The organism is Ruminococcus difficilis, assembly GCF_016680995.1.
Genome location: NZ_JAEQMG010000083.1, coordinates 1 through 11,182, shown reverse-complemented (window position 1 = coordinate 11,182; position 11,182 = coordinate 1). Strand labels below are relative to the sequence as shown.

The 11,182-nt window shown below is 52.2% G+C and carries 11 protein-coding genes; 4 read left to right on the top strand and 7 right to left on the bottom strand.

The features are described from left to right. Positions 1–69: 69 nt before the first annotated feature. The 5 genes from gpmI to trmL form a co-directional block, all read right to left on the bottom strand. On the bottom strand, positions 70–1,590 hold the full coding sequence (gpmI, locus tag JKK62_RS08860) for a 2,3-bisphosphoglycerate-independent phosphoglycerate mutase (protein WP_201427593.1): 1,521 nt from the start codon (positions 1,588–1,590) through the stop codon (positions 70–72). A 192-nt stretch (positions 1,591–1,782) separates the two neighbouring features. Continuing rightward, a complete protein-coding gene (gene tpiA / locus JKK62_RS08855; protein ID WP_201427592.1) occupies positions 1,783–2,574 on the bottom strand; it encodes a triose-phosphate isomerase in 792 nt (263 codons plus the stop codon). A 140-nt stretch (positions 2,575–2,714) separates the two neighbouring features. After that, entirely contained in the window at positions 2,715–3,926 is a 1,212-nt protein-coding gene (locus JKK62_RS08850) for a phosphoglycerate kinase (protein WP_201427591.1), read from the bottom strand. 208 nt (positions 3,927–4,134) lie between these two features. Continuing rightward, positions 4,135–5,190 carry a helix-turn-helix domain-containing protein gene (locus tag JKK62_RS08845; protein WP_201427590.1) on the bottom strand — a complete coding sequence of 352 codons (1,056 nt, stop codon included), beginning with the start codon at positions 5,188–5,190 and terminating at the stop codon, positions 4,135–4,137. A 108-nt stretch (positions 5,191–5,298) separates the two neighbouring features. Continuing rightward, positions 5,299–5,823, bottom strand: a complete 525-nt coding sequence (gene trmL, locus JKK62_RS08840; RefSeq protein ID WP_243411801.1) for a tRNA (uridine(34)/cytosine(34)/5-carboxymethylaminomethyluridine(34)-2'-O)-methyltransferase TrmL — start codon at positions 5,821–5,823, stop codon at positions 5,299–5,301. Positions 5,824–6,263: 440 nt separating this feature from the next. Between trmL and JKK62_RS08835 the strand changes: the two genes are divergently transcribed. Together JKK62_RS08835 and JKK62_RS08830 are read left to right on the top strand one after the other, a co-directional pair. Continuing rightward, on the top strand, positions 6,264–6,476 hold the full coding sequence (locus JKK62_RS08835; RefSeq protein WP_201427589.1) for a hypothetical protein: 213 nt from the start codon (positions 6,264–6,266) through the stop codon (positions 6,474–6,476). Positions 6,477–6,616: 140 nt separating this feature from the next. Then, positions 6,617–7,141 (top strand): S-ribosylhomocysteine lyase, encoded by a 525-nt coding sequence (locus JKK62_RS08830; RefSeq protein ID WP_201427588.1) that lies wholly within the window; start codon positions 6,617–6,619, stop codon positions 7,139–7,141. A gap of 214 nt (positions 7,142–7,355) precedes the next feature. On the opposite strand, the gene JKK62_RS08825 is transcribed toward JKK62_RS08830, so the two are convergent. Both JKK62_RS08825 and JKK62_RS08820 read right to left on the bottom strand, forming a co-directional pair. Further along, entirely contained in the window at positions 7,356–8,276 is a 921-nt protein-coding gene (locus JKK62_RS08825) for a glycoside hydrolase family 25 protein (protein WP_201427587.1), read from the bottom strand. Positions 8,277–8,293: 17 nt separating this feature from the next. Next, a complete protein-coding gene (locus JKK62_RS08820; protein WP_201427586.1) occupies positions 8,294–8,452 on the bottom strand; it encodes a hypothetical protein in 159 nt (52 codons plus the stop codon). 277 nt (positions 8,453–8,729) lie between these two features. Here JKK62_RS08820 and JKK62_RS08815 point away from each other — a divergent pair, with 277 nt between their 5' ends. Then, on the top strand, positions 8,730–9,203 hold the full coding sequence (locus tag JKK62_RS08815; RefSeq protein WP_201427585.1) for a hypothetical protein: 474 nt from the start codon (positions 8,730–8,732) through the stop codon (positions 9,201–9,203). Between the two features lie 48 nt (positions 9,204–9,251). Further along, positions 9,252–11,039, top strand: coding sequence for a serine/threonine-protein kinase (locus JKK62_RS08810; protein ID WP_201427584.1), 1,788 nt, complete (start codon positions 9,252–9,254; stop codon positions 11,037–11,039). Positions 11,040–11,182 lie beyond the last annotated feature (143 nt).

Sequence of the window (11,182 nt, the reverse complement as noted above, 5' to 3'; positions counted from 1 at the left end):
AAGATGATAAAAAACCTTTCAAAAGGCGGAATCATGACGTACGCGTCAGGCGGAAAAAAGACGCACGCGTCACCGGATGATCATTGATTTACCGGTCATTTCCTCGGGCTGAGGCAGACCCATGATATCGAGCATGGTGGGCGCGATATCCGCGAGCACGCCGCCCGCGCGCAGCTCCTTGCACTCGTCATAGCCGACGACGCAGAAGGGTACGGGATTGGTGGTGTGCGCGGTGAAGGGAGTACCGTCGCGGTCAATCATGCGATCGGCGTTGCCGTGGTCGGCAGTGATGCAGGTCACGCCGCCCATCTCGGCGATCGCGTCGGATACCTTCTTGACGCCCCAGTCGACTGCCTCGACCGCCTTGACCGCCGCGTCAAACACGCCGGTGTGGCCGACCATATCGCAGTTGGCGAAGTTGAGGATGATGACGTCATACTTGCCGCTCTTGATCGCCTCGACGCACTTTTCGGTGACCTCATAGGCGCTCATATGGGGCTGCATATCGTAGGTGGCGACGGCAGGGGACTTGACAAGGATACGATCCTCGCCCTCATACTGCTTTTCAACGCCGCCGTTGAAGAAGAAGGTGACATGCGCGTACTTCTCGGTCTCGGCGATACGCAGCTGGGTCAAGCCGTTGTTAGAGAGATACTCGCCGAGGGTGTTGACGAGCTGCTGCGGCTTGAAGGCAACGTCGACGTTGGGCATGGTCGCGTCATACTGTGTCATGCAGATGTAGGTGACGGGGAAGCGGCCGTTCCTGCGCTCAAAGCCGGTGAAATCATCATCGACAAAGGTGCGGGTGATCTCACGCGCTCTGTCGGGACGGAAGTTGTAGAAGATGACACTGTCGCCCGCTTTGACGGTGTCGCCGCCCGCGATCACGGCAGGCAGCATGAACTCGTCGGTCACGCCGTTGTCATAGCTGTTCTGCACCGCCTGTACGGGATCGGTCTCCTGTACGCCCTCGCCGTAGACGATCGCGGAATACGCCTTTTCGACGCGCTCCCAGCGATTATCTCTGTCCATCGCGTAGTAGCGTCCGCTGATGGTAGCGATCTTGCCGACGCCGATCTCCTCGCACTTTTCGACTGCCTGCGCGACATATTCCTTCGCGCTGGAAGGGGGTACGTCACGACCGTCGAGGAACGCGTGGATGTAGACCTTAGTCAGACCCTTGCGCTTGGCAAGCTCTAAGATGCCGTACAGATGGGTGTTGTGGCTGTGGACGCCGCCGGGAGAGAGCAGACCGAACAGATGCAGGGAGCTGTTGTTCGCTTTGCAGTTGTCAATCGCCTTGTTCATCGCCTCGTTCTCGAAGAAATCGCCGTCCTCGATACTCTTGGTGATGCGGGTGAGCTCCTGATATACGATGCGGCCCGCGCCCATGTTGGTGTGGCCGACCTCACTGTTACCCATCTGACCGTGCGGCAGACCTACATCGAGACCCGACGCGCCGATCATGGTAAGGGGATTTTGGAAGAACAGCTGGTCAAGATGCGGCGTGCGCGCGTAGTCGATGGCGTTGCCGTACTTGGGAGCGATACCAAAGCCGTCCATGATAATTAATGCAATTGGTTTTTTCATTCTATCAATTCCTCTCATATCGAGACCCCCTTTCCTCAGGGGGCTGTCATCGAACAGTTCGATCCGATGACCGGGGGTTGACAAGTGTTGAAACGTTGCAACCCTCCGCTCCCGACACGAATGTCGGGAGCACCTCCCTTAGGAAAGGGAGGCTTTTGGTTATCCTCTGTATCGTATACTGCTCTTTAAATATCAGTATTCTTCGGGCTTGGTGGCTTCGATGATCTTCGCGAATTTCTCAGGCACCAGAGAAGCGCCGCCGATCAGACCGCCGTCAACATTGGTCTTAGCCAGCAGCTCAGCCGCGTTAGCGTCGTTCATAGAGCCGCCGTACTGGATGGTAACGCCAGTAGCCGCCTCGAGGGTGTACAGGGTCTTGAGGCACATACGGATGAGCTCGCAGACTTCCTCTGCCTGCTCAGCGGTAGCGGTCTTGCCGGTGCCGATTGCCCATACGGGCTCGTAAGCGATGACAACATTCTTGAGCTCTTCTTCGGTAACGCCCCACAGGTCGAGCTTGAGCTGACGCGCGATGACCTCGTTGGTGATGTTGCACTCACGCTCCCAGAGCAGTTCGCCGACGCAAACGATGGGCTTGAGACCTGCTGCCAGAGCAGCCTTGACGCGCTTGTTGACGGTCTCGTCGGTTTCGCCGAAATACTGTCTGCGCTCGGAGTGACCGATGATGACATATTCAACGCCCAGTTCCTTGAGCATACCGGTGCTGATCTCGCCGGTGAAAGCGCCGCTCTCTGCCCAGTGGCAGTTCTCAGCGCCGATCTTGATGTTGGTGTCCTTGGTGACCTCAACCGCTGTAGCAAGGTCAACATAAGGAACGCAGGCTACGACCTCGCATGCCGCGTCCTTGACGAGGGGGATGATCTCCTCGAGCAGAGCCTTCGCCTCGGAAGGAGTCTTATTCATCTTCCAGTTACCGGCGATGATGGTCTTTCTCATACCTTTTGTTAAAGCGTCAAGTATCATGATAAAAATCCTTTCAAATAGTATTACTGAAATTGTCATACCGTAGGGCGGGGGCTTGCTCCCGCCGATCATCATGCAGATACGGTACTCTTATTCGGTGTAAAACAGGGCGAGAGAGCATCCCGCCCTGAACAAATGTCTTAGTCTTTGTCAGCGATAGCAGCGATACCGGGCAGAACCTTACCCTCGAGGTACTCGAGAGAAGCGCCGCCGCCGGTGGAGATGTGGCTCATCTTGTCGGCGAAGCCGAGGTTGACGACAGCCGCAGCGGAGTCGCCGCCGCCGATGATGGTGGTAGCGTCGGTCTCAGCCAGCGCCTTGGCGACCGCGATGGTGCCTTCCGCGAGGATCGGGTTCTCGAATACGCCCATGGGGCCGTTCCAAACAACGGTCTTAGCGGACTTGACAGCCTCCGCATAGAGCTCGCGGGTCTTGGGGCCGATATCCAGACCCATGCAGTCCTCGGGGATCTCGCCTGCGGCATAGACCTCGGTGTCGATAGGAGCGTCGATCGGATCGGGGAAGGACTTGGTGCAGACGGTGTCGATGGGCAGGAGGAGCTTCTTGCCGAGATCCTCAGCCTTCTTGATCATCTCGTTGCAGTAATCGAGCTTGGTGTCGTCGACCAGAGAGGTACCGATCGCCTTGCCCTGTGCCTTAGCAAAGGTATAAGCCATGCCGCCGCCGATGATCAGAGTGTCGCACTTCTCGAGGAGGTTCGAGATAACGTTGAGCTTGTCCGCGACCTTAGCGCCGCCGAGGATCGCGACGAAGGGACGTACGGGAGCTTCTACCGCGTTGCCGAGGTAGTCGATCTCCTTCTGCATCAGATAACCGACTGCGGTGCACTTGATGTGATCGGTCACGCCGACGGTGGAGCAGTGTGCGCGGTGAGCGGAACCGAACGCGTCCATAACGAATACTTCTGCCAGAGAAGCCAGCTCGGAGCTGAACGGCTCGAGGTTTTTGGTCTCTTCCTTGCGGAAACGGGTGTTCTGCAGCAGAACGACGTCGCCGTCCTTCATTGCGGCAACAGCAGCCTTGGCGTTAGCGCCGACGACCTCATCGTCATTGGCGAATACAACGTCCTTGCCCAGCAGCTCGGACAGGCGAACGGCTACGGGTGCGAGGGAGAACTTCTCCTCAGGGCCGTTCTTCGGCTTGCCGAGGTGGGAGCAGAGGATGAGCTGACCGCCGTCGGCGATGATCTTCTTGATGGTGGGCAGAGCGGCGGTGATACGGTTATCGTTGGTGATCACGCCGTCCTTGAGCGGTACGTTGAAGTCACAGCGGCAAAGGACTTTCTTGCCGGCAAAGTTGATGTCATCAACGGTGTACTTATTGAGTTTCATGATAAAAACATCCTTTCTTCGCATTGGGCGTTCGCGCTTATGTTAGTTAAAGCTAACCGCAAACGCACAATACCATAATTTTACTCATTAATTATATAACAAAACGGTAGCTTATTGCAATAGCAAAATGGAATAATATCAGGTTTATTTGTTAAAAATAACAAGAAAAGCTCCGTAAAGACGTCCTGCTTTACGGAGCGTGAAAGCGCTATCTGTATTTCTTGCAGTCGGTAACTTCGATACTGCCATTTTCTGTGTGGGTTGTAACATAGATGTCATGCCCTTTGACCCAAAAGCCGAAAGTTTCATACCTTGAGCTGTTCTGCCGTCCGGAATGGTAGCTGTGCAATGCAAAATCACTTTCTTTCAGATCATATTGGGAAAGCAAGTCGATCTCTGAGGCGTATTGGATCGCGACGGGATAAGCGGGAGAATGCTTGACAAAATTGAAAGCGACCGTGAAAATGATAGTGAAGAAAAGGATAACACCGACAAGAACGCCGGTAACGATGATGAATATTTTGCGCTTTTTCTTTGGGGGAGTGGTAAAGCTCTGCGCTAATGGACGAGAAGGAGCGATAGGGCGTCCGTCAGCGGTTTTATATATCACATACGGCGGCGTAAAGGTATTGGTGAGCAGATCACCGAGGGAATGTCCGTTGATGATCAATACGAAGAAATCGATAAAATAGATAAAGAAGGGCAGGTTGCGCAGGATCAGCTTGTACCATTTCGGACGGCTTCCGTCGTCGGTGTTAGCGACGGTCATTCGGGTAATGCGCTTACCGAGGCTTCTGCCGTTAAAGATGAAATCGCGAAAAACCATCAACGGCAGAGCGATTACGCTGACAGAAACAGTAATGTTTCCGAAAATGTTTATTTTTTGACGGAATACGGCAAAAAGAACAACAAATACGATAATACCGGTTATCTCACAGAAAAGCACATCCAGAAAAAAGGCTCCAATACGCCTGAAACGGGTGTCATTGGATGGCAGGGCATTGGGACGGTAAGGGATCGTCGGCTGGATCGTCGGCGGCTGCGGCGGCTTGCGTTCGCCGTTTATCAGTTCCTCAGCGGTCACATCTAATAGCTTTGCCAGCTCAAAGAGCTTTTCGGTGCGCGGCTTTGATTCGCCATTTTCCCACTTTGATACCGCCGCAGGGGTAACGTCCAACAATTCAGCCAGTTCCGCCTGCGTCATGCCTTTTTCCTCGCGTAGCTGACAAACAAAATTGCCGAAGCGATAATCGTTCTCTTTCATATGTCCTCCAGTGGGTGTTTTCAGACATATTATAACAGAACCATATGCTTTCGGCAACAAAAACGATGTTGAATTTCAGTTGATATTATACTTTAGCGGTCTTTTCGGCTATTCAGCATCCTCCCAATGATGGCGGTGGAGCTCGCCTTTGGTTTGCAGGGTGGGGTAATCCCACTGTCGCAAGACCTCGTAGCAGCCGACGGCGACGGAGTTCGCGAGGTTGAGGGATCGCGCTTCATCGATCATCGGGATGCGGACGCATCGGTCGGGGTATTTCATCAGAACATGCTCGGGGATGCCGCGCGTTTCTTTGCCGAAGATGATGTAGGTGCCGTCGGGGTAGCTGGCTTCGCTGTGCTTGTGACGCGCCTTGGTGGAAAAGAAGAAGTATTCGCCGCCTTCAGTCTTGGCAAAGAAGTCGTCGATCGAATCATAGTAGGTGATGTCGACGAGGTACCAGTAGTCGAGCCCCGCTCGTTTGAGGTTGCGGTCGGTGATCTCAAAGCCGAAGGGTCGCACCAGATGGAGCCTTGCGCCCGTAGCGGCACAGGTGCGTGCGACGTTGCCGGTGTTCTGCGGGATCTCCGGCTCGAATAAGACGATGTTCAATACCTTGTTGTCAGATTTTTCCAATTTGAATTCCCTCTTTTATCTTAGAATATGAGCTGAGCAATTACAAAGAATAATGATGAGTTTGAATAAGGGCAGCATTTGAGCCTTCCCCTTGAGGGGAAGGTGCCTCGCCCAAAGCGAGGCGGATGAGGTGGAGACCTTTCCGTATTATCGATGGAAAAGAATTGAATGAAGCGTTTATACTGATTTCTCATAAAACGGGTTAATCAGATGATAGTGGAAGATTTCGCAGAACAAGGCGGAGGACGCCGATAGGCTGGCGCCTATCAAGGACAACAACGCAGTTATGCGAAATTATTACGCATCAGATGATAAGCCATTTTATTAGGAATCAGTATTACACCTCATCCGACCTTTTCGGCTTTCAGCGCGAAAAGCCCACCTTCCCCTCAAGGGGAAGGCTTGATTCAGCCTGTCCAAAACAGAAAGGAGTTGGTATCATGCCAAAGACGATGTGTACAAATGGTAATTGCGCCGATAAAAAGAGCGGCGTGGTGAAAGGGATCCTCGGCGGTCTCGCGGCGGGAGTCGCGGTCAGCGCGGTGGGTGTTGTGATGATGAACAACAGTAAGAAAACCCTGCAGAAGAAGGCGGGGAAGGTTGCCGACGCGATGGAGGACCTGTTCGACAGCGCAAAGGATATGTTTCAGTAATGTCAGTGGTCAGTGGTTAGTGGTTAGTGGTTAGTGATTAGTGATTATGGGAAACCCCTAACGATTCTTAAGGTGTTGAAAAAGTCCTCCTTTTATGCTAAACTCATATCAAATGATGATAGCATAAAGGAGAGATAAATATGGAACTGATCCAGAGCTTTACCGTTGACCATACCAAGATCGTCCCCGGGATCTTCCTCAGCCGCGAGGATCATGTCGGCGGCGATATGGTCACGACCTATGACGTCAGACTGAAAAAGCCGAACAGAGAGCCGGTGATCGATGTGGCGGCGATGCATACGCTTGAGCATCTCATCGCGACCTTTCTGCGCAACGATCCCGATTGGAAGGATGAAGTAATCTACTGGGGCCCGATGGGATGTCTGACGGGCTTCTATCTGATCCTCAAGGGCAACCGCGCGCCAAAGGAGATCTATGAGCTGCTCCTCGCCGCGTTCCGGTCGGTGGAGGACGCCGAGGTGATCCCCGGCGCGACGGCGGTGAACTGCGGCCATTATCTCATGCACAATCTCGGGATGGCGAAGTGGTACGCGGCGGAATTCGCGGAGTATCTGGAGAAGAACGCCGAGGATCCCGCGATCTTTGAGTATCCGAAAACGGAGAGGTTGATCACGGATGAGGGACAGCAGTTCTTTGATTCGTAAACGCGATCCCGCAAAAAGCATATTGACACAAACAAGCGCTTTCTTTGGTCGATATCATTAAGTTAAGAAAATGTATCTCGCTGACGCTCGAGCGATTGATGCAATTCCTCAGTCGCCCGACATATGTCGGGCGACAGCTCCTTTTACCAAAAGGAGCCTTCTTAACTTAATGATATCGTTACCTCGGTAGGCGCTTGTTGTATCGAAATCACTATTATTCGGTAAAATCAGTGAAGCTGATGTTCATGTCGACGGTGCCCTCGACGCCGGCGATCTTGCCCTCCTTGCTGTACTGCCACATATCGAACTTGTAGTACATGGTGGGAAATTCGCGGTAGTCGGCGAGCCAGAAATCATAGTCCTTCATGGTCTCGAAGTCATACATGATCAACATCTGCGAGGTGTTGGAATATACGATAGCCTTATAGCCCGCTTCGGTGACGGTGTCACAGAAGGCTTCGGCGATATCGGTCAGCTGATCGCCGGTGACGGAGTCGGTGCGGGCAGCCTCTTCCTGGATGTTTTCCCAGTCAAAGCCGATGGGGTAGTCGAGGGCGCGCTTGTTCAGCTTTTCGAGGGTATAATTTGCCTCCTGCTTCGCGTCCTCGGCGCTGATCGCCTGTGAGAAGAAGTACGCGCCGACCTTGAGTCCCGCCGCCTTGGCTTTATCATAGTTGGTATCGAAATTCTTGTCCGTGTAGAGAACGCCGTCGTCGCCGTAGTAGCGGCCGCCGATGCGCAGCATGACGAATTCGACGCCTGCTTCCTTCATCGCGGCAAAGTCGACGTCACCCTGGAATTCGCTGAGGTCGATACCGAGGTGAGAGATCTTTTGACCGTTCTCATAGTAGGCGGGGATCCCGTTCTCGTCGGTGACAAGGTTGTCCGCCGTGTAGGTGTTGACCTCGGCGCCCTTGACGGTTTGGATCTCGATATCGCCCATGACGGAGTCGTTGATGGTGACGACCTCACCCGCGGAGGTCGCGGAGGTGGCGTCGGATGTATTTTTCGGAGTCAGTAACCGCATCGCGCCGTAGCCGACGCCGATGATCAGCGCGGCGGAGAGGAGGATCACCACGATGATGATACCTACACGCTTGCCGCCGGAGGATGTTGTGGATTGTGAATGTTTCATATCAGCCTCTGTTTCTTTCAGTGATCTTGGGGGTTCGGATCGTTCATTTGATCGGCTTCGGTAATGCCGTCAAGCTCTTTGAGCGACGCTTTCAGCTCGGCAAGCTCTTTGTCGAGCGCCTCGAGAGGGTCGCCCGCTGTGTACAAATGATCGTTGTTGTCATCTAAATAAGCCATTTTTGCTCCTTTTATAAAGATCGCAGCGGGATGAACACGCGATCCATCCCCGCAATATCGATTGTTTTTGCTCTTTTGAGTCCATAATAGCATAGCACAAAACGAGGTTGTTGTAAATAAACTTCATAATAAGTTTACTTTTACTTGAAAATCTCTTATCTTTCGATTATAATATAACCAATATTGCTCTTATTTACCGAAAAGGGCAAATTTATGGCGCATAGGCGGTCATTTCGGTGACATTATATGCGACAATAACGGGAAAGGAGGAAGGCTTTTGCAAAAACCGGTTTATCAAAGACATACGACCGAACAGATCCTCAGGGCGATCGAGACCTGTCCGACGATCGACAAGCTCTTTGAGATCGTCAAGAACGAGCATATCGTGATCCAGATGCAGAGCTTTAACTCCGCGTCATCCCTGCCCAAACAAACACCTAAGCAGATCCCCGACCTCTCACCCCTCGAAAGTCTCAAGATACAGGTGCGACAGGCGGTATTGGACGCGGCGCGTACCAAAGCGCCCCGACATACGAAAGAACAGCTCATCCGCGCGGTGCAGACCTGCCCCACGATCGACAAGCTGTTTGAGCTGGTAAAGAACGAGCACATCGTCATTCAGATGAAGAGCTTCAGCTCGGCGTCCTGTTTGCCGCAGCATAAACCCGATCCCGCGGAGCTGATCCCCGACAAAAGCCCGTTGGATCGCCTGAAAGAACAGGTTCTTGACGCGGTGATGAACGGCGGCTGAATCCATCAAACCTCACCTTGATATTACATTGGATAGGAGAGCAAGATTATGAGCAATTACTGTTATCATTGTATGAATGAAATCACAGATGATCAGCGTGTGTGTCCTCATTGTCACAAAGAGAATACTCCCGATAATGTCGTATATCGCCTCAGACCGGGTACGATCCTGGATAATAAATATCTGGTCGGTAACTGTCTGGGTGAAGGCGGCTTCGGAATCACCTATATCGGCAGAGATCTGTCGCTGGATATCAAGATCGCGATCAAGGAGTATTATCCTAACGGATATGCCAACCGTAATAATACGATCGATCAGAATGTATTTGCTACTACCGAGAGCCAAAAGCATTATTTCTATAAGGGTAAGGATAACTTTTTGGAAGAAGCGCGTAAGGTCGCCAAGTTCCTCGGTGAGCCCGGTATCGTCGGTATCAGAGAGTATTTTGAGGCAAACGGTACGGCGTACATCATCATGGAGTACCTCGAGGGAGAGAACCTGGCTTCTTACATCAAGCGGAACGGTACCTTCAACGCGGAGAAAATGTTCAGGCTGATGCTGCCCATCACCTATTCGCTCAGGCGGATCCATGACGCGGGAATGATCCATCGTGATATCTCGCCCGATAATATCATGTATATGAGTAACGGCAGCTTAAAGCTGATGGACTTTGGATCGGCAAGGTACTTTACCAACGAGCAAAAAGAGATGTCGGTACTGCTCAAGCAGGGTTACGCGCCTGAGGAACAGTATCGTAAAAACGGAAAGCAGGGTCCGTGGACGGATGTTTACGGTCTGTGCGCGACGATGTACCGCTGTATCACGGGCAACATCCCCGAGGACGCGCTCGATCGACTCAGAGAAGATAACCTGATACCGCCCTCTAAGCTGGGGGTCAACATTCCGACCGCGATGGAAAATATCCTGTTATACGGTTTGGCGGTATTCAAGGAGAATCGCTGCCAAAGTATGGATGAGCTGTCCTCCCTGATCGAAAAAGCGCTGGATGATCCGCAGGGTGCGGCAGAAGAAACGGCGAACTTGCTGCCGAAGCCGCAACAGGTTCCTTCCGATCAGCCCGAACAGCATACATATCTCGCAGATGACGGCGCGATGTCGCAGAATAGCGCAAGCAAGGTCTCGTATGCACAACCGGTCACGACGGGAGAACGATCGTCATCTTCACAGAACCTATCCTACGCAACACCTGTTCGTACCAATAACAATAATTATGCGACGCCGGTAAGCACGAATAACAATAGCTACGCAACGCCGGTAAGCACGAACAATAATAACTACGCAACGCCGGTAAGCAACGACAACAATACTAACTACGCGACGCCGGTATCTTCTTCCAAGCAGTATCAAAACACCGACTATCGTTCTCAGAGCTCTTATGCGACGCCGGTTTCGGGTGCGGAGACTTACGGTACACAAACTGCTGTCGTCGAAAAGCCAAAGAAGAAAAAGACCGGTTTGATCATCGGCTTGATCATCGGCGGAATCGTAGTGTTGGCGGCGGGCATCACATTGTTGGTGGTATTAGGACTCGGTAACGGGATTGAAGCGTTGGACGGTACCTATCGTATGACTGAGATGGTATCGGACGGTGTTGATAAATCTCAGGATCTGAATAATATCATTGTTGATTTGGTGATCAAGGATAACATCGGCACGATCGATATCGGATCCGATCATTTGGTCTGGAAGTTCGATCCTCAGAGCCATACGATCACCAACGAAAACAATCAGTCGATCCCCTATCGGATGGAAGGAAAAAAGATGATCATAGAGAATCCGGACGGCAAGGATCGAATGGTATTTGAAAAACAATAGCGTAATGAAAAGAGCAGCGGAAATTGAACAGGTCCAGTAAAAACGGACAATAGAAAAAAGCACCCCCTTATGGTAGAATGAAAAAGAACTACCATAAGGGGGATTTTGTATGTCAAGAGAGTATAGACACATACAACAGTATG

What these genes read in the sequence shown, in the direction of transcription:
- JKK62_RS08830 (WP_201427588.1), top strand. Translation starts at nt 6,617, where the DNA reads ATGGAACTGATCCAGAGCTTTACCGTTGACCATACCAAGATCGTCCCC.
- tpiA (WP_201427592.1), bottom strand. Translation starts at nt 2,574, where the DNA reads ATGATACTTGACGCTTTAACAAAAGGTATGAGAAAGACCATCATCGCC.
- JKK62_RS08810 (WP_201427584.1), top strand. Translation starts at nt 9,252, where the DNA reads ATGAGCAATTACTGTTATCATTGTATGAATGAAATCACAGATGATCAG.
- gpmI (WP_201427593.1), bottom strand. Translation starts at nt 1,590, where the DNA reads ATGAAAAAACCAATTGCATTAATTATCATGGACGGCTTTGGTATCGCT.
- JKK62_RS08825 (WP_201427587.1), bottom strand. Translation starts at nt 8,276, where the DNA reads ATGAAACATTCACAATCCACAACATCCTCCGGCGGCAAGCGTGTAGGT.
- JKK62_RS08850 (WP_201427591.1), bottom strand. Translation starts at nt 3,926, where the DNA reads ATGAAACTCAATAAGTACACCGTTGATGACATCAACTTTGCCGGCAAG.
- JKK62_RS08820 (WP_201427586.1), bottom strand. Translation starts at nt 8,452, where the DNA reads ATGGCTTATTTAGATGACAACAACGATCATTTGTACACAGCGGGCGAC.
- JKK62_RS08835 (WP_201427589.1), top strand. Translation starts at nt 6,264, where the DNA reads ATGCCAAAGACGATGTGTACAAATGGTAATTGCGCCGATAAAAAGAGC.
- JKK62_RS08845 (WP_201427590.1), bottom strand. Translation starts at nt 5,190, where the DNA reads ATGAAAGAGAACGATTATCGCTTCGGCAATTTTGTTTGTCAGCTACGC.